Consider the following 20,005-nt stretch of genomic DNA (forward strand, 5'->3'; position numbering starts at 1 on the left):
GCAGGTTCTCGGCGGTACACGTCCCTTCGGGCTGCGCTGTCCGCAAACGCCTGGAGGCACCTCCCGGCCGAAGGCTGGAGGAGGGCTGAAAATTCAGCCCGTGGGGGCACCTACCGGACGAAGTCTGGGGGAGATTGAGGACACCAGTCCACCGGCGGACACGTCGACCATCGCGGTCACCACACGAGGAGATCCCGCCGACCAGGCACCCCCACTGCTACCGTTCGTCGCGGAAACATCCCTTTTCGTAACAAATGGGAGCGCCCGTGAAGGTCGCCTGCGTCGGCGGCGGGCCCGCCGGCCTGTACTTCTCGATCCTGATGAAGCGGCAGGACCCGTCCCACGAGATCACCGTCTACGAGCGGAACCCGGCCGGGTCGACGTACGGCTGGGGCGTGACCTACTGGGGCGGCCTCATCGAGAAGCTGCACGCCAACGACCCCGAGTCCGCGCTCGCCATCAGTGAGAAGTCGGTCCGCTGGAGCGACGGGGTCGCGCACATCCGCGACCGCACGACGAAGCACCACGGCGACGAGGGCTTCGGCATCAGCCGTCGCCGACTGCTCGACATCCTCGCCGCGCGGGCCGAATCCCTCGGCGTACGCCTGGAATACGAGCACGAGGTCGGCGGCGGGGCCGAGCTGCCGGAGGCCGACCTGCTCGTCGCAGGCGACGGCGTCAACAGCGCGCTGCGCGAGCGGCACGCCGACCACTTCGGCACCGAGGCCGCGGTCGGGCGGAACATCTACATCTGGCTCGGCACCACCAAGGTCTTCGACTCCTTCACCTTCGCCTTCGTGGAGACCGCGCACGGCTGGATCTGGTGCTACGCGTACGGGTTCAGCGCGGAGCAGAGCACCTTCATCGTCGAGTGTTCGACGGAGACCTGGACCGGCCTCGGGTTCGACCGGGCGAGCGAGGCCGACAGCCTGGACCGGCTGGAGGAGCTCTTCGCCGAGCCGCTGGACGGGCACCGGCTGATCGGCCGGGCGCACGCCGACGGCAGCGCGCAGTGGCTGAACTTCCGCACCCTGACGAACAGGACGTGGCACCGCGGCAACCTCGTCCTGCTCGGCGACGCCGCGCACGCCACGCACTACTCGATCGGCGCGGGCACCACACTCGCGCTGGAGGACGCCATCGCGCTGGCCGGCGCGCTGCGCGGGAGCGCGGACCTCCGGCCCGCGTTCGCCGCCTACGAGCGGGAGCGGCGCTCCGCCCTGCTCCCCGTCCAGAGCGCGGCCCGCTACAGCGCCCAGTGGTACGAGAACCTCCCGCGCTACGTCCGCCTCGCGCCGCCGCAGATGTTCGCGCTGCTCGGCCAGCGGCACTCCCCGCTGCTGCCGCACGTCCCGCCGCAGCTGTACTACCGGCTCGACAGGGCGGCCGAGCAACTGGAGGCGCTGCGCAAGCTCAAGCGCTGGCTGGGCCCGAGGGTCGCGCGGACCCTGCACGCCCGCTCGCGGGCTCCGCGCGGGTAGCCGCTCACGGTCCCGAACCGCTGCCGACCGCTGCCGCGCCCCGCTGCTCGGGGCTGTCGGCGTCCTGGGCGGCGGGGCCGTCAGGGCTGTCGTGGTTCGAGTGTTCCCGGTGTTGACGCTCGATGCGCTGGCCCCATCCAGCGCCTACGAGGACCAGCGCCGCGCCCGCGGCCCCGTACGCTCCCAGGCGGTCGCCGCCCAGCAGGATGCCCACGAGGAGTGCCCAGATGGGCTCGGTCCCCAGCAGCAGACTGACCCGGGACGGCGAGGTCGTGCGGACCGCCCACATCTGGACGAAGAAGGCGAAGACGGTGCCGATCAGCGCGAGGTAGAGCAGGATCGCCCACTGCCCGGGCCCGAGCCGGGGTGCCAGGGCCCCTACGGAGTCGCCGGCCAGCGGGCCGGCCAGGCAGAACAGCACTGCCGCTGTCGCCATTTGGACGTAGGTGAGGTTGAGGGTGTCGTACTGCTTCCGGGCGGACATCCGGTGCATCACCGTGACGTGCACGGCGCGCACCGCGGCGGCGGCGAGGACGAGCCAGTCCCCTGCGGACGGGGGACGAAAGCCGGAACCGGACGCCAGAAGGCTGACGCCGACGACTGCTATGACCGCCGCGACGAAGAAGTGCGGCGGGAGCCAGGAACGACTGACGGCGCTGTCCAGGAGCGGTGTCATCACGATCGTGAGACTGATGATGAGTCCGGCGTTCGTCGCACTGGTGTGGGCGATCCCGAACGTCTCCAAGAGCAGGATCACCGCCAGGATGACGCCGAGGAGCATTCCCGTGAGGACTTCGTTCCGCGTGGCGCTCTTCAGCCTGCGGACGCAAACCGGCAGCATCGCCACCGCCGTGAGCAGGAAGCGGAGCGCCAGGACGGCGATCACGGTGGAGGGCGTGACGAGTTCCTTCGCGGCCAGATAAGTGGAACCCCACGCTGCCGCCACCAGGAGCAGCAGTATGTCCACCAGCCCGGCAGGCGATTGTCTTCTGAACCTGAGCAAGGCTGAGTCTCTCTTCTCGCGGCTGCGATGAGCGATGAGGGCACGGCCGGGGCCGGTGCTCCACCGCCGCATCCCATCATGTGCTCGGTCGTGAGGGTGGGCCGATCGCGGCCGGGTGCTCTGGCGGTTTCCCGCCGGGAGTGCCGGGACGGTTCGCGACGGAGCCCAAGTCGTAGGGAAGGTCACACGGTTGGCGGGCGGCGAGATCCGTTCTGCGACCTTCCGCTGGGCGCGCCGGTCGTCTTGGGCGATTCGGGCAGCGCGCGCGGGCTGGGATGACGGCCCGGCGCCGCCACCGGCGGCCGAGGAGGCCGGCCCGGCGGCCGGACCGACGGTCACGATCACAGCGCTCATGGCAGGCGATGCCAGGTTCGGTGTGAATTCCAGGCGGAATCGGGGGTGATCAGGCCGGGCGGCGATATAGTTACTCGTGGGTATTCGCGAGTCAACCCCGAAAAGGGCCCGGATCGGCGATTGTGGCAGCAGCCAGCACTTGGGGTGGCGTGGGGATGTCTGCCTATTGCATGCGGTTGTGTTGCGGAGAAAATCGCTGGCGAAGAGGAATGCGCGATACTCGGTCAGGAACGCGAGGACAGCCTCATGTGGGATCAACTCACGCTGAATATAGCCTACTTAAGATAAAATCCGCTCGTCGGTCCACTCGTTCTGTGGGGACTCCGGGTCGTATGGTCCGGGACTGGACTCGCGACATATTCCATGGTTTTCCAACAGTTTTGAACCAGCCTTCTGGCGGCCTTGGTGAATTTTTGAAATTACCGTCCCAGAAAGCAACCGACTGCCGTGAAAATGCGTCCGCTTGCTCGCTGAAATCTGTTTTTATATCAACCATTAAGTTTTCCCGGAATTGGCGTAACCAAGTCAATTGCTATGAGAGCCTCATCCTCAACAGGCAGTGATCGCAGGCGCTTTCGGGCGGCAGACAGATGACGTTCAGTCATATCTCTGGCGATCGCTGTTCCCCCATGCGCAAGTTGAGAGGCACGAACATGAGGAACAACCGTGTGATGCGGCAGAGCGGCCGCGCGCTGGCGCTCGGCGCAGTCGCGCTCGGGATAATCGGGGCGATGGCTCAGCCCGCCGCTGCCGAGGAGTCCCTCCCCCGCGAGGAAATCATCGCTGACTGCGACTCCGGCCTCGGGAAGTGCACCTTCAACGACCCCGTGCTCGACGCGGCATATCTCGGCGACTTCAAGCAGGTCTCCGACTCGCTCCACAACTGCACCACTTCGCCCGCCACGCAGTCCATGACCTGGACCGACACGGTGGGCTCCACGGACGAGGCCGGTGTTTCGGTCAGCGTGGGCGGCAGCATCAAGGGCATCATCGACTTGAGCGTGACGGCCAGTTACAAGCACACGTGGACGGACACCCACGCCGAGTCCAGCGCGCTGAATATGACGGTGCAGCCCGGTGAGGTGGGCTGGGTCTCGCGTGCCCAGGTCATGCAGAAGGTCTCCGGCACCTGGCAGACCCACTACGACAACCAGAAGCTGGGCCACTACTTCTGGTTCGCGCCGGACACCATCACCGGTCCGGCCGCCAACGGCACCGAGGGCAAGAACAACGCGGTCGTCATGAAGACCCGCAAGCTGACCCCCGAGGAGCTGCAGTCCTGCACCGCACAATCCGCCGGCGCGGTCGTCGTACCGAACTGATCGGAGACGGCCGGCTCAACTGTCTCGTGGGGCGTCCCTGATCACGACGATTCCTACGAGGTGGGCCGGCATTCCGGTCGGCCCATAGCGGTTCAATCGACAGTGGGCTTCCCGGGAGAATTCTTGGGAAGCCCACCGAGAACGAGGCGCGAAAAGAAACTCAATTGCGCTGCATGCGCCTCCGGTGGCGGATATAACCCCCGGCCCCCGTCACTGGCCTACCCTTCCGTCGACGCACTCGCGCAACAGGTCGGCGTGCCCGCAGTGACGGGCGTACCCCTCGATCCTGTGCACCATCAGCTCCCGAGCTGCGATCCCGTCCTTCCCCAGACGCTCGCTCAGATCCGGGTGCTCGGCCAGCGCGGTGTCGGCGGCGGCCTGCTCGCGCGCCAGAGCGGAGTACGCGGCGTCGACCTCGGCCTGCTCGGCGACAGCTCCTTCGCTGTTGCGGGGGCCGTCATCCGGGTTGGACCACATGTCGGGGTAGACGGCTGCCCGGCTCCATCGTGCGGGTTGGTCGCTCATGCGTTCCATGCTCGTCCGTGAGCGCCCGAGTTCGCTAGTGTGATGCGCGGGCTCATCGCGCTAGCGACATGCGTCGAACAGCTCGAACCACACGCTCTTGCCGGTGGGCTGGAGCCCGCCGTGCCACACCGTGCCCCACGCGTCGGCGCACGCCTCGACCAGCAGCAGTCCGCGCCCGCCTTCCGCGTCGTCATCGGCGACGGCCTTCGTCGGCCACGGTCTGCTGCGCGGGTCGTCGTCCCGTACGGAGACCAGCAGCCGGCTGCCCTGGATCGTCGTCTCCAGCCTGAGCAGCGGCACCTTGGCGTGCAGGTGCACGTTCGTGACGACCTCGGACACGAGCAGCCGGGCCGTCTCCACGAGCCCGGTGTGCCCGGTGGCTTGGAGGAGGCCCGCGACCATCTCCCTTGCGACCTTGGCGGTTTCGGGGATGTTCGGCGCGTGCATGGTGTAGCGGTGGGCGGGGCCGGGTGGCTCGACGAGGGCGATGGGGGTTGGGGTGGGGGGTGGCGGTGGCGTCCAGCAGGTCATGTGTCCCTCTCCCTCTGTCGGGTCGGCGACCGCTTCCGTACACCACCGTGGCTCTGCCGGCCGTTGGCCCCGGAGGGCGAGGGGTGGCTGCACTGCGGGATTATCGGCGTGCGTAGCGGTACGACCACAGAACGTAGGGTACAGAGGTGTGCCGGTACAAGCATGTAGGTATTTTTCCCCTCGTGTGGGTGACCGTGGTGGACCGGCGGTGTCGCTTCGCGGCAGACTTGGCCGAGTCATAAGAAGGGAATGCTGGCGCTATGCCCCCGAGGGATGCCCCAACCGTCAGACAGGTGCGGCTGGGTGTCGAGCTGAGGAAGCTCCGTGAGTGTGCGGGGAGGACCGCCAGGGACGCCGCTGACCTACTCGGCGTCGATCAGGCGCGGGTGAGCAACATTGAGGCTGGCCGCATGGGGATCGGTGAGGAGCGCATCCGTCGGCTCGCAGTGTTCTATGACTGCCAGGACGCTGCGTTGGTCGATGCGCTCTGCGCCATCGCGCGCGAGCGCCGTGGGCAGTTCTGGTGGGACGAGTACCGTGGTGTTCTGCCGCCGGGTTTTCTGGATATCGCCGAGCTGGAGCAGCATGCCACGTATCTGCGCTCTATCCAGACCTTGTCACTGCCGGGCCTGTTGCAGACGGAAGAGTATGCGCGCGCTCTGTTTTCCAGTGTGGTGACCAGTCTGCCAACTGCTGAAATCGAAGCACGCATTGAGCACAGGCTGAAGCGGCAGGCGATCCTCGGCAGGCAAGCCCCTCCTCAGTTCGACGCGATCATCCACGAGGCTGCGTTGAGGATGCGCTTTGGCGGGCGCAAGGTGACTCGTGGCCAGCTCGAACAGGTGCTGGAAGCCTCCGAGCGGCCCGCAGTTGCGGTGCGCGTGCTCCCCTTCAGCAATGAGAGATTCATCGAGGTGACTCAACCTATTCTCTACGCGGGCGGGGTGGTTCCGCAGTTGGACACCGTTCAGATGGACAGCCATCTCGGCGGAAATTACTGGAACGGCGAGGCCGAACTCCAGATGCATCGCATGGTGCTCGACGTAGCGGAGGGCGTGTCCCTCGATGCGGAGAAGTCGAGGGACCTGATCCATCGCATTGCGCGAGAATTGTGAGAGTTTCAACATGCGTCCAAGGATTGAATGGCAGAAGTCCTCGTTCTCGGGAAACCAGGGCCCTAACTGCGTCGAGGTTGCTCGCGACGCCGATGCGGTCCTGCTGCGGGAGAGCGACGAGCCTCGGGCCGTCCTCGCGCTCACCCCCGCCCGCCTTGGCGCCTTCGTATCCGGTGTCAAAGCCGGCTCGCTCGACCACCTCATGGGCTGAGCCACACCCCCGCCCACCCCCCCGCCGTCCATCCACCGCCCCACGAGCCCCCTCGGGGACCGTCGTGTCACATCCGGGACGGACCCGCTGGGCCTAGGACCAGGGACCGACCAGCCTCGGACCAGGGACGGTCATTCGTTGCGACGGGATGAAATCCCCACTCCAGCGTGTTGGAGTCTTCCGTTAGCAGACGACAGGTGGAGGCAAAGCGTGGCGGGGAACGATCAGGGCTGGGCGAAACGGCTGACGGGCTACGCCTGGCATTACCGCCGTAACGTGCTGCTCGCGCTGGGCTCGTCGCTCGGCGGGATGGCGATCATGGCGCTGGTTCCGCTGGTGCCGAAGCTGATCATCGATGACGTGATCGTTTCGCATGACCGGGAGCTGGGGCCGTGGGCCGCGCTGCTGATCGTCGCCGCGCTCGGCGTGTACGTGCTGACGTACATCCGGCGGTTCTACGGGGGGCGGCTGGCGCTCGACGTTCAGCACGATCTGCGGACGCGGATGTTCCGGTCGATCGCCCGGCTGGACGGCAAGCGGCAGGACGATCTCAGCACCGGACAGGTCGTCGGCCGCGCGACCAGCGACCTTCAGCTGATCCAGGGCCTGCTCTTCATGCTGCCGATGATGATCGGCAACGTTCTGCTCTTCGTCATATCGCTGGTCGTGATGGCGAGCCTGTCGCCGCTGCTGACCGTCGTCGCGCTGGCCGTCGCGCCCGCGCTGTGGTTCATCGCCAAGCGCAGCCGGATCAGGCTGTTCCCCGCCACCTGGTACGCCCAGGGGCAGGCCGCGGCCGTCGCCGGGATCGTGGACGGTTCCGTCACCGGTGTCCGGGTGGTCAAGGGGTTCGGCCAGGAGGAGCAGGAGAGCGGCAAGCTGCGCGAGGTCAGCCGCAAGCTCTTCGCGGGGCGGCTGCGGACCGTACGGCTCAACTCCCGCTACACCCCCGCGCTGCAAGCCGTCCCCGCGCTCGGGCAGGTCGCGATGCTGGCGCTCGGCGGCTGGATGGCCACCCGCGGCCAGGTCACGCTGGGCACCTTCGTGGCCTTCTCCACCTACCTCGCGCAGCTCGTCGGGCCGGTGCGGATGCTCGCGATGATGCTGACCGTCGGGCAGCAGGCCCGCGCCGGCGTCGAGCGCGTCTTCGAGCTGATCGACACCGAGCCGCTGGTCGAGGACGGGCCGGACGCCCGCGAGCTGCCGCACGACGCGCCCGCGACCGTCGAGTTCGACTCCGTCACCTTCGGCTACGACCCCGAGCGGCCGGTGCTGGACGACTTCTCGCTGCGCATCGAGGCCGGTGAGACGGTCGCGGTGGTCGGCGCGTCCGGCAGCGGCAAGTCGACGGTGTCGCTGCTGCTGCCGCGCTTCTACGACGTGGCGGGCGGGGCGGTGAAGGTCGGCGGGCACGACGTGCGCGAGCTGACCCTCGAATCGCTGCGCGCCGCGATCGGGATGGTGCCGGAGGACAGCTTCCTGTTCTCCGACAGCGTCCGCGACAACATCGCCTACGGGTTCCCGGACGCCACCGACGAGCAGGTCGCCGAGGCGGCGCGGGCCGCGCAGGCCGACGGTTTCATCAGCGACCTGCCGCACGGCTACGACACCGAGGTCGGCGAGCAAGGGCTCACCCTCTCCGGCGGCCAGCGCCAGCGCATCGCGCTGGCCCGCGCCATCCTGACCGACCCCCGGCTGCTGCTGCTGGACGACGCGACCTCGGCGGTCGACGCCCGGGTCGAGCACGAGATCCACGAGGCGCTGCGCGGCGTCATGCGGGGCCGTACGACGCTGCTGATCGCACACCGGCAGTCGACGCTCGCGCTGGCCGACCGGATCGCCGTCCTGGAGGGCGGGCGGCTCGCGGACGTGGGCACGCACGAGGAACTGACCGAGCGCTGTCCGCTGTACCGCAGGCTGCTGACCGACCCCGACGAGCTGGCCGGGGTCGAGCGTGACCCGGCGGGTCTCGTGGCCGTGGCCGAGCGGATTGGCGGTGGTATCGGGCTGACCAAGATCGGCCAGAACGGCCAGAGCGGTAACGGGCAGAGCGGGAACGGCCAGAGCGGTAATGGCCAGAACGCCAACGGCCAGAACGCCAACGCGCGGACCGCCGCCCTCGCCGGAGCCTTCGGCGGCGAGTCCTCGGCCACCGGGCTGGTGGAGCCGGCCCCGATCGAGTCCGTTCCGGCCGGAGCCCGTGCCGACGACCCGCAGCGGTCCGGTGGGACGGGGACAGCGCGGGTGACCGCCGAGCTGTGGCTGCGGGCCGACGAAGAGCGCGACGAAGCCGCGCGAGCGGCCGGTACGGCCAAGCCGGGCACGGCAGGAGCCGCGAGCGGCGCGCCCGGCGCCGGAATGGCCGGGATGCTGGCGGGGATGCCCGCCACCCCCGAGCTGCTCGCCCAGGTCAACGCGCTGCCGCCGGCCACCGACACCCCGGGCGTCGACGAGGCCCAGGCCGCGCGCGCCGAGAGTTCGTACGGACTGCGGCGGCTGCTGCGCGGCTTCGGCAAGCCGCTCGCGATCAGCCTGCTGCTGCTCGGCGTCGACGCGGTCGCCGGACTACTGCTGCCGGTGCTCATCCGGCACGGCATCGACGACGGCGTGCAGCGCCAGGCGCTCAACGCGGTATGGGTGGCCTCCGGGCTCGCGCTGCTGGTCGTGCTCGGCCAGTGGGCCGCGCAGGTCGGCGAGACGCGGATGACCGGGCGGACCGGCGAGCGGGTGCTCTACTCGCTGCGCGTCAAGATCTTCGCGCAGTTGCAGCGGCTCGGACTCGACTACTACGAGCGCGAGTTGACCGGCAAGATCATGACCCGGATGACCACGGACGTGGACGCGCTGTCCACCTTCCTGCAAACCGGCCTGGTCACCGCCGTCGTCAGCCTGCTCACCTTCTTCGGCATCCTCGTCGCGCTCCTGGTCATCGACGTCGAACTGGCGCTGGTCGTCTTCGCGACGCTGCCGCTGCTGATCGTCGGCACGGTCTTCTTCCGGCGGCAGAGCGTCAAGGCGTACGAGCTGGCGCGCGAACGGATCAGCGTCGTCAACGGCGACCTCCAGGAGAGCGTCGCCGGGCTGCGCATCGTGCAGGCGTTCCGCCGCGAGGGCACCGGCGCGGCCAGGTTCGCGCAGCGCAGCGACGACTACCGGCAGGCGCGGGTGCGCGGCCAGTTCCTGATCTCGGTCTACTTCCCGTTCGTCCAACTGCTGTCCTCCGTGGCCGCCGCGCTGGTGCTGATCGTCGGCGCGGGCCGGGTGAGCGACGGGACGCTGACGGCGGGCGCGCTGGTCGCCTACCTGCTCTACATCGACCTCTTCTTCTCGCCCGTCCAGCAGCTCTCGCAGGTCTTCGACGGCTACCAGCAGGCGACCGTCTCGCTGGGCCGCATCCAGGAACTGCTGCGCGAGCCGACCAGCACACCGGCCGCCGAGAGCCCGCAGGACGTGGCGAGTCTGAGCGGCGAGATCCGCTTCGACAACGTGCACTTCCGCTACGGGGGCGCGGACGGCGAGGGCGAGGAGGCCCTCACCGGCGTCGACCTGCGCATCCCGGCGGGCCAGACCGTGGCCTTCGTCGGCGAGACCGGCGCGGGCAAGTCCACGCTGGTCAAGCTGGTCGCCCGGTTCTACGACCCGACCAGCGGCCGGGTCACCGTGGACGGCGACGACCTGCGCGGGCTGGACCTCACCGGCTACCGGAACCGGCTGGGCGTCGTACCGCAGGAGTCGTTCCTGTTCTCCGGCACGGTCCGCGACGCGATCGCTTACGGGCGGCCGGACGCGAGCGACGCCGAGGTCGAGACGGCCGCGCGGGCGGTCGGCGCGCACGACATGGTCGCCACGCTCGACGGCGGCTATCTGCACCTGGTCACCGAGCGCGGGCGCAACCTGTCCGCCGGACAGCGGCAGTTGATCGCGCTGGCCCGCGCGGAGCTGGTGGACCCGGACATCCTGCTGCTCGACGAGGCCACGGCCGCGCTGGACATGGCGACCGAGGGACTGGTCAACCACGCGACCGACCGGCTCGCGGGCAAGCGCACCACGCTGGTCGTCGCACACCGCCTGACGACCGCCGCCCGCGCGGACCGGGTCGTGGTCATGGACCACGGCCGGGTCGTCGAGGACGGCACGCACGCGGGGCTGTTGGCCCGCAACGGCTACTACGCGGAGCTGTGGCGCACGTTCGTCGGCGAGCCGGCGGGAGCGGTGGCTCAGTCGGCGGGCGTGGTGGTGTAAGGGGCGGGCGGGGCCGCAGGGCGGTTGCGGGACGGGTGGTAGAAAGGATCTTCGATCCCTACGGAGAGGCACCCCCTGATGACGCAGCCCCCGAGCGAGCCGCCCAACCAGCCGCCGCAGGGCGGGTTCGGCGCTCCACGGGAGCCGCGAGGCCCGCAACAGCCGCAGGGCGGACCGCCGTTGGGTCAGCCGAATCCGAATCCGAACCCGTACGCGCAGCCGCAGGGCCCGCCGCCGCAGGGCTCCCAGCCGCAGGGGCAGTCGCAGGGCCCGCCGCAGGGTCAGCCGAACCTGAACCCGTACGCCCAGCCCCCGGCGCCGCAGCCGCAGCAGCCGGGCCCGTACGGCTACCCGCAACAGCCGTACGGCGCCCAGCCGCCAGGCTTCCCCCCGCCCGCGTTCGCTCCGCCCCCGTCCGCGCCGCAGCGGCCCGGCGGCGGGGGCGGCAAGCGCAAGCCCGCGCTCATCGCCGGCGTCGCGGTGACGACGCTGCTCCTGATCGGCGCCGGGGTCCTCCTCGCCATCAGTGACGACGACGGCGGGAAAGCAGTGGCGGACAAGGGGAAGAGCACCGCCGCCCCCGCCGGGAAATCTTCGCCCGGCACGGACGACGCATCCCCGGGTGCCGGCGCCTCCGAGACCCCCGACGACACCGGCAGCGATGACGCGGACCCGCCCGCCCCGACCGGTACCGGCATAGAAGGGGTGTGGAAGTCCGACGGCGACGGCCGGATGCTGGCCATGGCCAAGAGCGGTAAGAACGTCGGTGGGAAGGGCCGTGACCGGGTGAACATGTCGAAGGGCTCGATCACCTGCGATGGTCTGCGCGCTGAGGTGAAGTCGGGCGCGGAGTACCGCATCGCGCTGATCTGCACGCGGAACGGGGGGAGCAGGGTGGGCCCGACCCGAGCCGCCGACGTCGCGCTGAGCGGCGACACCATCACGGTCGACTGGGACGAGGGCGAGGACTCCGGCGAATCCGAGACCTTCGAGCGCTTCAAGGACCTGGAGAGCTGAGCCCGCCCGCCTCCCGGCGCGGTACGGCTCCCGGCCCCGCCCCCTCCCTGCTCCGTACGCAAAACACCCAGTGCGGCGGAAAGCCGCCGCGACCGGTCGGCGCCGGCCGGCAGCAGTGGACACCCGTCCCAAATGGGTATGGCGGTCAGCCGAGTTGCCCGGCTAGGTTCGCAAGGTCATTTGTGAACCATGGGGAGGGTGTATGCGCAAGGCGCTCAGATGGCTGCTTTCGCTGGTCGTGCTCATAGGCACGATAGGGATAGGCAGCGCATCAGCCGGCTCGGCTACCGCCGCAGAGCCGGATATAAAGGACCGTATCCTGGCGATACCCGGGATGAGTCTCATCGAGGAGAAGCCGGCTGAGGGTTACCGGTACTTCGTCCTCAATTACACCCAGCCGATTGACCACCGGCACCCGTCCAAGGGGACTTTCAAGCAGCGGTTGACCCTGCTGCACAAGTCCGAGGACCGCCCGACGGTGTTCTTCACCTCGGGGTACAACCTCAACATCCCGGCCACTCCCTCGCGCAGTGAGCCGACGCGCATCGTGGACGGCAACCAGGTCTCGATGGAGTACCGCTTCTTCACCCCGTCCAGGCCGCAGCCGGCCGACTGGTCGAAGCTCGACATCTGGCAGGCCGCCAGCGACCAGCACCGGATCTACACGGCGCTGAAGACGATCTACAGCAAGAACTGGCTCGCCACCGGCGGCAGCAAGGGCGGTATGACGGCGACGTACTTCCGTCGCTTCTACCCCCACGACATGGACGGCACCGTCGCCTACGTCGCGCCCAACGACGTGGTGAACAAGGAGGACTCGGCCTACGACCGGTTCTTCGCCAAGGTCTCCACCAAGGAGTGCCGCACCAAGCTCAACGCCATCCAGCGCGAAGCCCTGGTGCGCCGCGACGGCATCGTCGACCGCTACAAGAAGTGGGCCTACAGCGAGGGCCAGACCTTCAAGACCATCGGCAGCGCGGACAAGGCGTTCGAGAACGTCGTCAACGACCTGGTCTGGGCGTTCTGGCAGTACAGCACCGAGGCGGACTGCGCCGACGTGCCCGCCACGACGGCCTCCACCGACGTCATCTACGACTACGTCGACGCCATCTCCGGCTTCTCGGCCTACACCGACCAGGGCCTTGAGCCGTACACCCCGTACTACTACCAGGCGGGCACCCAGCTCGGCTCGCCCACGGTCAAGACCCCGCACCTCAACGACCTGCTGCGCTACCGGGGCACCTACGTCCCGCGCAGCTACGTCCCCCGTGACATCCCGATGACGTGGCACAACAACACGATGCGGGACGTCGACCGCTGGGTGAACGAGCACGCCGAGCAGATGCTCTTCGTCTACGGCCAGAACGACCCGTGGGGCGCCGAGCCGTTCCGTCCCGGCAAGCACGCCGAGGACAGCTACGTGTTCACCGCCCCCGGCGGCAACCACGGTTCGAACATCGCCCAGTTGAAGGCGGGCCAGAAGGAGAAGGCCACCGCCGAGGTGCTCGAATGGGCGGGCGTCGCCCCGGCCGCCGTCCGCGAGGGCAAGGCGGAGGCGAAGCCGCTGGCTCCCTACGACGCGAAGATGGACAAGCGGGAGCTGGAGCGCGAGCCGCTGTTGCGGCCGTAACGCACCAGTGAGGTGACCGGCTATCGCCGGGCGGGCTGGATTCAGCCCGCCCGGCACCGTTCCACTGCGGCGACCGCTCAGGCGCTCCGCGCTACACGCGCCGCGCGCAGCCCACCGGCCTGTTCCCGCCCAACTGCACATACAACTGGGTCGAGGCCGGGCACCCCGGCCGGGCGCGGACCGCCGCCGTCACCGTGAACTCGGGCGCGCGCTCGCCCGATCCGTCGCAGGCGGTCTCCTTCACCTCGCCGAGCCGGGAGGTGTAGACGCAGTCGCCGACGATGGTGAGCGGCCCGCCGCCGCCTCCAGGATCGCCGGGGTGCGGGGGTTCGAGGTTGCGCATGCAGGCGTAGCCCTGCGGCTGTGCGGCGGGGCGCGGCCTCGCGGCGATGTGCAGGACGAAGTCCGTACGGTCGGGGCAGCGCGGCCCCTCGGACCGGCTGCCGTCGTGGCGCGCGATCACCCGGGCGGCGGCCCGCTCGCTGCCGCAGGCGATCTCCTGGAAGGCGGTACGCCCCCGGCTGCTGCAATCCCGTAGGCCCAGGAAGGTCTCGCCGTAGCCCGACGCGCTGGGGGAGGGCTGCTCGGAGCGGCTGTCGGAGCCGGTGCGGCCCGGCTGCTGCCGGCAGCCGCTCAGCGTGAGCAGCAGCGCGAGCAGGCTGGTCAGCGCGACCAGCAGTGCGACCGGCCGCGCGAGCGACGCGCGCGGCGACGCCCGGCCCGCCGGTATCGGCCACCGGATCAACCCCCCGCGCATGGCGGCCCCCTGTCCCGCTGCTCCGTGCACGCCCAGCGTGACCCTTGTCGACGGGTGCACGCCAGGTGTGCACGGCGCATTTCGCTCGTACGCGGGAGCGCGCGCCCCGGGGCGTACGGCCGACTCAGTACGCCGGCCCGGTCTCAGTACGCCGGCCCGGTCAGTACGTCAGACCGTGCCCGATCGGGTAGAGCACCTGGCCGGGATCGTCCGCGCGCTGGATCGAGACGGGCAGCTTGCCGGACGGGCCGACCCGTCCGGCGATCACCCGCGCGGCGGCCCGCAGTTCGACGTCCGTCCAGGAGTACGTCGCGATCGAGGCCCCGACGCCGGTCAGCCGGGCGATGTCGTACGGGTTGCGGATGGCCAGCTGGATGACCGGCTTTCCGGTCGCGGCCAGCGCCGAGACCAGGGTGCGCTGGCTGGAGTTCGCGCCGACGTTGTAGGTCGCCACCACCACCGCGTCCCGGTCGCCGAGCGCCGCGAGCGCCGCGTCGATCTGGGTCTGCGACGGGTTGGGCGTGCCGCCGGTGCCGGTGGGCAGCGCCGAGGCGGTGAAGCCCAGTTCGGTCAGCGCCTTGGCGAGGGTCGCGGTGGGCGGGCCGCCGATGCCGGAGGGGGCGGCCGGGTCCACCCCGACGACGAGGATGCGGCGATGGCCGCGCCGGGACAGCGGCAGCAGCTTCCGCTCGTTGGTCAGCAGGGTCGTGGTGCGGTCCGCGATCTTGTCGGCGGCGGCGAGGTGCTTGGCGATGCCGACGGTCCGCTCCACGTCGCGGCGGCTCACATACGGGTCCTTGAACAGGTCGCGCCGGGACTTCAGTTCGAGAATCCGCAGAATGGACTCGTCGATCCGGGCCTCGCTCAGCTCGCCCTCCCGTACCGCCTTGAGCACGGCGTTCCAGGCGACCGGCAGGTCCGGCGGGTTGAGCAGCTGGTCCACGCCCGCCTTGATCGCGAGCACCGGAACCCGGTTGTCGCCGTACTTCCTGCGGACACCCGCCATGCCGAGCGAGTCGGTGACGACCACCCCGCCGTAGCCGAGCTTCTCGCGCAGGATGCCGGTGAGGATCGGGTGCGAGAGCGTCGCCGGGTCGTCGTGCGAGTCGAACGCCGGGACCAGGATGTGCGCCGTCATGATCGAGTCGATGCCGGCCGCGATGGCGGCCCTGATGGGCGGCGCGTCCAGCCGCTCCCACTCGGCCTCGGTGTGCGTGATGACGGGCAGATCGACGTGGCTGTCGGTGCCGGTGTCGCCGTGACCGGGGAAGTGCTTGGAGGTCGCCGCGACCCCGGCGCTCTGATAACCCTTCACCTGGGCGGCGACCAAACGGGCTACGGCCTGTGGGTCGGCGCCGAAGGACCGGACGCCGATCACCGGGTTGGCGGGGTTCACATTGACGTCGGCGACCGGCGCGTAGTTCTGCCGGATGCCCATCGCGCGCAGCTCCGCCCCGGCGATCCTGGCGGCTTCGCGGGCGTCCACCCTGCTGCCGTTCGCGCCGAGCGCCATCGCCCCCGGCAGCAGCGTCGCGGGCGCCCCGACGCGGGCGACGACGCCGTGCTCCTGGTCGGTGGAGATGAGCAGCGGTACGGGCGTGGGCTGGGCCAGACCGGCCCGCTGGATGCCGTTGGAGAGCTCGGCGATCTGCTGCGGGTCGCGGGTGTTGTGCGCCCAGGTGAAGTAGATGATGCCGCCGACGTGGTACTTCGCGATCAGCTCGGCGGCGCTGGAGACGCCGATCTCCTTCTGGTTCGCGGTGACGTCGGCCGGGTCGGGGGCGGTCGCGGAGTGCCCGTACACCCGCATGACGAAGAGCTGGCCGACCTTCTCCTCAAGGCTCATCCGTTCGATGAGCTTGCGGAGCCGGCGGCGGCTCGGGCGCTTGGAGATGCTCGCGGCGCCGGCGGTGCTCGCCGTACCTCCGGGGCCGCCGGGGCCTTCGGGGGCGGAGCCGGTCGTCATGCCCGTCGTGATGCCCGTCGTGCAGGCGGCGGCCGCGGCTACGGCCGTGGCGGTGAGCAGGGTGCGTCTGGAGGTCTGGTGATGCACTTGCACTCCTTCGGGGAGAAGGCGGGGTGGCAAGCGCCGGACGCCGCTTCTGGACCGGCCCTGCGGCCGGACGGCGCCCGTGCTTCCTCGGCGAGGTGAAAGAAACTTCCAAGGAGTCACGGATATCCGGAAACTAAGTGCCAGTCAATGGGACGGACCCGGATGGGCGTGGCCGAATTGCCGGACGATCCGCGCGACCGGGCCGGACCGCCGGGGGAGGAGCCGTCACCGGCGCTGTTGGAGGGGGGTAGCGCCGGTGACGGCGTGCTGTCGGCCGCGGGCGACGGAGAGGGTGGTCAGCGACGCAGCCAGCAGCGAGGCTGATGGTCGTCCCACGGAGACTCGCCGAGAGCACGTCCATGGGACGGGCGGGGGGTGCTGTGGGTTCCCCGCTTCTTCATGGTTCTTCTTGATTTTTCCGGTTGCTCGGCCGGTTGTCCGGCGGGGTGTCCGGCGGGTTGCTCAGCCGGTTGATTCTCCGGCGGGCGCGCCCGTGGGGCGCGGGTGCGCTCAGGGTGTGGCGACGGCGCGCGGGGGCCAGAGTTCCTGGAGGGTGCGGACCGTCTCGGTGATCGCGGGCCGCCGCGCAGCTCCCGTACGCCAGAACGCGAACAGGCAGCGCACCGGCACCGGTTCGAGGGCGATGGCAAGCACGCCGTCCGGCAGCGGGCCGCGCCCCAGCCGGGGCATCAGGGCGATGCCGAGCCCGGCCGCGACCAGGGCGAGCTGGGTGTGGTTCTCGGCGGCCTGGTAGGCGAGATCCGGCTCGCAGCCGGACGCGCGCAGCGTCCGCACCAGCCAGTCGTGGCAGACCGTGCCGGGCGGCTGGCAGATCCAGCGCTGGTCGCGCAGGTCCTCGCGGCGCAGCCGGGTCCGGTTCGCCAGCGGGTGGCCGAACGGCACCAGGACGTCGCACAGATCGTCGCCGATCGGCGCCCGCTCCAGCCCGTCGGGGGCGGGCAGCGGGGCGATGTCCCAGTCGTGGGCCACCGCGACGTCGATCACGCCCTGCGCCACCAGGTCCACCGACAGATGCGGGTCCACCTCCACGAGCCGGGCGTCCAGGCCCGGGTGGTCCCGGCCGAGCCGCGCCAGCACCTGCGGCAGCAGCCCGCGCGCGGCGGACGCGAACGCGCCCACCGTCAGCCGCCCGGTCGGCAGCCCGCGCCGGGCCTCCAGCTCGGTCTCCGCCTGCTCCACGATCGCTAGCAACTGCTGAGCGGTGGAAGCCAGTTGATGAGCCGCGTCGGTCAGCGCGACGCCCCGGCCCTGCCGTTCCAGCAGTGTCGTGCGGGTCTCCCGCTCCAGCTTGGCGATCTGCTGCGACACGGCGGACGGGGTGTAGCCGAGCGCGATGGCGGCGGCGCTGACGGAGCCGTGCGCGGACACCGCGTGCAGCGCCCGCAGTCGGGACAGGTCGAGCATCGGGAGCCTCCCGGTGGGTGACGGGCGATGAGGTGACGGGGGGTGGGGGCAGGGCGGTTGTTCGGAGCGGTGATTGTTGAGCGTTGCTGCATTCAACCATGAAGGAATCGGCGCTGGTGCTTCATGGTTCGCTGCCCTCATGATCGTCCCATGGCTCGTCCGAACAGTCCCCAGATCAGTCCCCCGCACATCGCCCTCGCAGTCCTCGTCGCCGCCGTCTGGGGCGTCAACTTCGTCGTCGTGGAGATAGGTCTCGGCCACTTCCCGCCGCTGCTGTTCTCCGCGCTGCGCTTCCTCGTCGCGGCACTGCCCGCCGTGTTCTTCGTCGGCCGGCCGAAGGTCGCCCTGCGGTGGATCGTCGCGGTGGGACTGGTGCTGGGCGTCGGCAAGTTCGGGGCGCTCTTCATCGGCATGCAGGCCGGGATGCCCGCCGGGCTGTCGTCCCTCGTCCTCCAGGTCCAGGCGGTGTTCACCGCGCTGACGGCGGCTCTGGTGCTGGGCGAGCGTCCGGGCCGGGTCCGGGTGATCGGCATGGGCGTCGCCCTCGCCGGGATCGCGGTGGCCGCCGTCGACGAAGGGGCGTCAGGGCCGGTGCTCGGCTTCGTGCTCGTCGTCGCGGCGGCCGTCTTCTGGGGGATCTCCAACGTCGTCACCCGCAAGGCCGCCCCGCCGGACGCGCTGAACTTCATGGTCTGGGCCTGTGCGGTGCCCGTACTGCCGCTGCTGCTGCTCTCCCTGCTCTTCGAAGGCCCGGCCGCCGACCTGCGGGCGCTGCGCTCGCTCGACTGGAGCGGCGCGGGCGCCATCGCCTACGTCGCCTGGGCCTCGACCATCTTCGGGTTCGTCAGCTGGAGCTTCCTGCTGCGGAAGTACGACGCCTCCGCCGTCGCCCCCTTCTCGCTGCTGGTGCCGGTGTTCGGCATGTCCTCGGCGGCGCTGCTGCTGGGGGAGGGCGTCTCGCCGCTGCGCTGGGTGGCCGCCGCGCTGCTGGTCGGCGGCGTCGCGGTGACCTCGCTCGCGGGGGTCAGGAGGCCCCGGCGGCCCCGGTCCCGTCCGCGCGCGGAAGCTCCGCCCCTGCCCCCGCTGCCTCGGCCTTCGCCTCCGCGAGCAGCCGCAGCAGATGGTCCCTGGCCGGAGTCAGCAGCGCCGGAAGCTCCGCTGCCTGTGGATGCCAGCGCTTCTCGTACTCCCAGCACAGCCAGCCGTCCCAGCCGTCCCGGCTGAGCGCCCGCAGACACTCGGCGAGCGGCAGCGCGCCCGCGCCGAGCGGCAGCGGGGCGCTGTCCTCGGCCGACGCGATGTCCTTGACCTGCACATAGCCGAGCTGCGGGGCCAGCGCCGCATACGAGGCGGCGGGCTCCTCGCCGGCCAGCCAGGTGTGCATCACGTCCCAGAGCGCGCCCACGTTCCGGTGCCCGACCGGGCCGATGATCCGCGCCACGTCCGCCCCCCTGCGGTGCGAGTCGTGGGTCTCCAGGAGCACCCGCACGCCGAGGTCGGCGGCGTGCGGCGCGATGGCCCCGAGCCGGCGGGCCGCCGTCGCGTCGGCCTCCTCGGCGCTCTGGTCGCCGCCGCCGGGGAACACCCGGACGAACGGAGCGCCCAGGTCGCGGGCGAGCGCGAGCAGCGTCCGCAGCTCGGCGAGCACGGGCTCGTCCTCGCCGGCCTCGGCGACCCGTACGTACCCGGCGAGGCTGAGGATCTCCACGCCGGCCGCCTTGAACCGCTCCACCACGTCGGCCCGCCGCTCCAGGCTCAGCCCGGTGTGCACCGGCTCCTCCGGGTGGGCGCGCAGTTCCACGCCGTGATAGCCGTGATCCACCGCGAGCCGTACCACGTCGGTGACGGGCGTGCCGGGGATGCCGAGGGTCGAGAAGGCGAGTCGCATGGGACCAGGGGACCAGAAGCGGGCCCCGGGCCACAAGAGCCCCGGTGGTGACGGCGTGGCACGTGGGGTGGTGGGCGGGAGGGGAGGGGCGGTGGTGGGCGGTCCCGCCGTCGGGCTTGCCGCTCTGGGGTTGCGCGGCGCTCGGGTTCAGGGCTTGCGCGCCGTGCGGGTTCAGCGGTCCCGCGACGCTCGGCGGCTGTGCGGCGCGCGGGTTCAGCGGCTGTGCGGTGTTCGGGTTCAGGGCTTGCGCGGTGCCCGTGCCAGCAGTCCCGTGCCGCGCGGGCTCGGCGGCTGTGCGGCGCGCGGGTTCAGCGGTCCCGCGGCGCTCGTGCTCAGGGCTCCGCGCCGCCCGAGCTCCCGAGCTCAGGGCCCCGTGCCGCCCGAGCTCAGGGCCCCGTGCCGCTCGCGCTCAGCGGCCCCGCGGTGGCGCGGTGGAGCCGCGGACCATGAG

Annotated in this window: 14 protein-coding genes and 1 pseudogene; 8 read left to right on the forward strand and 7 right to left on the reverse strand. The window is 70.5% G+C overall.

The features are described 5' to 3' along the window. Positions 1–266: 266 nt before the first annotated feature. Positions 267–1,481, forward strand: coding sequence for an FAD-dependent monooxygenase (locus QMK28_RS17755; RefSeq protein WP_326439014.1), 1,215 nt, complete (start codon positions 267–269; stop codon positions 1,479–1,481). A 4-nt stretch (positions 1,482–1,485) separates the two neighbouring features. Here QMK28_RS17755 and QMK28_RS17760 read toward each other — a convergent pair whose 3' ends face one another. Further along, complete coding sequence (locus QMK28_RS17760) at positions 1,486–2,448, reverse strand: DMT family transporter (protein WP_326439016.1); 963 nt, start codon at positions 2,446–2,448, stop codon at positions 1,486–1,488. 1,043 nt (positions 2,449–3,491) lie between these two features. Here QMK28_RS17760 and QMK28_RS17765 point away from each other — a divergent pair. After that, positions 3,492–4,160: a hypothetical protein gene (locus QMK28_RS17765; protein ID WP_326439018.1), complete on the forward strand. Its 669-nt coding sequence runs from the start codon at positions 3,492–3,494 to the stop codon at positions 4,158–4,160. 210 nt (positions 4,161–4,370) lie between these two features. Here the strand turns inward: QMK28_RS17765 and QMK28_RS17770 are convergent, their stop codons facing one another. Both QMK28_RS17770 and QMK28_RS17775 read right to left on the reverse strand, forming a co-directional pair. Next, entirely contained in the window at positions 4,371–4,685 is a 315-nt protein-coding gene (locus QMK28_RS17770; protein ID WP_326439020.1) for a mycothiol transferase, read from the reverse strand. Positions 4,686–4,745: 60 nt separating this feature from the next. After that, complete coding sequence (locus tag QMK28_RS17775; protein WP_326439022.1) at positions 4,746–5,216, reverse strand: ATP-binding protein; 471 nt, start codon at positions 5,214–5,216, stop codon at positions 4,746–4,748. A 260-nt stretch (positions 5,217–5,476) separates the two neighbouring features. Between QMK28_RS17775 and QMK28_RS17780 the strand changes: the two genes are divergently transcribed. The 5 genes from QMK28_RS17780 (at position 5,477) to QMK28_RS17800 (ending at position 13,431) form a co-directional block, all read left to right on the forward strand. After that, positions 5,477–6,331 carry a helix-turn-helix domain-containing protein gene (locus tag QMK28_RS17780; RefSeq protein WP_326439024.1) on the forward strand — a complete coding sequence of 285 codons (855 nt, stop codon included), beginning with the start codon at positions 5,477–5,479 and terminating at the stop codon, positions 6,329–6,331. A 10-nt stretch (positions 6,332–6,341) separates the two neighbouring features. Beyond that, on the forward strand, positions 6,342–6,542 hold the full coding sequence (locus QMK28_RS17785; protein WP_326439026.1) for a DUF397 domain-containing protein: 201 nt from the start codon (positions 6,342–6,344) through the stop codon (positions 6,540–6,542). A 210-nt stretch (positions 6,543–6,752) separates the two neighbouring features. Further along, positions 6,753–10,784: an ABC transporter ATP-binding protein gene (locus QMK28_RS17790; RefSeq protein WP_326439028.1), complete on the forward strand. Its 4,032-nt coding sequence runs from the start codon at positions 6,753–6,755 to the stop codon at positions 10,782–10,784. Between the two features lie 78 nt (positions 10,785–10,862). Continuing rightward, positions 10,863–11,801, forward strand: a complete 939-nt coding sequence (locus QMK28_RS17795) for a hypothetical protein (RefSeq protein ID WP_326439030.1) — start codon at positions 10,863–10,865, stop codon at positions 11,799–11,801. A 202-nt stretch (positions 11,802–12,003) separates the two neighbouring features. Then, positions 12,004–13,431 carry a S28 family serine protease gene (locus tag QMK28_RS17800; protein ID WP_326439032.1) on the forward strand — a complete coding sequence of 476 codons (1,428 nt, stop codon included), beginning with the start codon at positions 12,004–12,006 and terminating at the stop codon, positions 13,429–13,431. A gap of 91 nt (positions 13,432–13,522) precedes the next feature. On the opposite strand, the gene QMK28_RS17805 is transcribed toward QMK28_RS17800, so the two are convergent. The 3 genes from QMK28_RS17805 to QMK28_RS17815 form a co-directional block, all read right to left on the reverse strand. Further along, on the reverse strand, positions 13,523–14,188 hold the full coding sequence (locus tag QMK28_RS17805) for a hypothetical protein (protein ID WP_326439034.1): 666 nt from the start codon (positions 14,186–14,188) through the stop codon (positions 13,523–13,525). A 160-nt stretch (positions 14,189–14,348) separates the two neighbouring features. Beyond that, positions 14,349–16,241, reverse strand: coding sequence for a glycoside hydrolase family 3 protein (locus QMK28_RS17810; protein ID WP_326439036.1), 1,893 nt, complete (start codon positions 16,239–16,241; stop codon positions 14,349–14,351). A gap of 510 nt (positions 16,242–16,751) precedes the next feature. After that, complete coding sequence (locus QMK28_RS17815) at positions 16,752–17,666, reverse strand: LysR family transcriptional regulator (protein WP_326439038.1); 915 nt, start codon at positions 17,664–17,666, stop codon at positions 16,752–16,754. 174 nt (positions 17,667–17,840) lie between these two features. Here QMK28_RS17815 and QMK28_RS17820 point away from each other — a divergent pair, with 174 nt between their 5' ends. After that, positions 17,841–18,890 (forward strand): EamA family transporter, encoded by a 1,050-nt coding sequence (locus QMK28_RS17820; protein ID WP_443050756.1) that lies wholly within the window; start codon positions 17,841–17,843, stop codon positions 18,888–18,890. Here QMK28_RS17820 and QMK28_RS17825 read toward each other — a convergent pair. Continuing rightward, a pseudogene (locus tag QMK28_RS17825) lies at positions 18,883–19,554 on the reverse strand (sugar phosphate isomerase/epimerase family protein); the annotation flags it as partial. The gene QMK28_RS17820 and the pseudogene QMK28_RS17825 overlap by 8 nt on opposite strands. Positions 19,555–20,005: the final 451 nt, after the last annotated feature.

It is taken from the genome of Streptomyces sp. H27-D2 (genome assembly GCF_035828615.1).
GTDB lineage: Bacteria > Actinomycetota > Actinomycetes > Streptomycetales > Streptomycetaceae > Streptomyces.

What these genes read in the sequence shown, in the direction of transcription:
- QMK28_RS17765 (WP_326439018.1), top strand. Translation starts at nt 3,492, where the DNA reads ATGAGGAACAACCGTGTGATGCGGCAGAGCGGCCGCGCGCTGGCGCTC.
- QMK28_RS17770 (WP_326439020.1), bottom strand. Translation starts at nt 4,685, where the DNA reads ATGAGCGACCAACCCGCACGATGGAGCCGGGCAGCCGTCTACCCCGAC.
- QMK28_RS17775 (WP_326439022.1), bottom strand. Translation starts at nt 5,216, where the DNA reads ATGACCTGCTGGACGCCACCGCCACCCCCCACCCCAACCCCCATCGCC.
- QMK28_RS17780 (WP_326439024.1), top strand. Translation starts at nt 5,477, where the DNA reads ATGCCCCCGAGGGATGCCCCAACCGTCAGACAGGTGCGGCTGGGTGTC.
- QMK28_RS17785 (WP_326439026.1), top strand. Translation starts at nt 6,342, where the DNA reads ATGCGTCCAAGGATTGAATGGCAGAAGTCCTCGTTCTCGGGAAACCAG.
- QMK28_RS17795 (WP_326439030.1), top strand. Translation starts at nt 10,863, where the DNA reads ATGACGCAGCCCCCGAGCGAGCCGCCCAACCAGCCGCCGCAGGGCGGG.
- QMK28_RS17800 (WP_326439032.1), top strand. Translation starts at nt 12,004, where the DNA reads ATGCGCAAGGCGCTCAGATGGCTGCTTTCGCTGGTCGTGCTCATAGGC.
- QMK28_RS17805 (WP_326439034.1), bottom strand. Translation starts at nt 14,188, where the DNA reads ATGCGCGGGGGGTTGATCCGGTGGCCGATACCGGCGGGCCGGGCGTCG.
- QMK28_RS17815 (WP_326439038.1), bottom strand. Translation starts at nt 17,666, where the DNA reads ATGCTCGACCTGTCCCGACTGCGGGCGCTGCACGCGGTGTCCGCGCAC.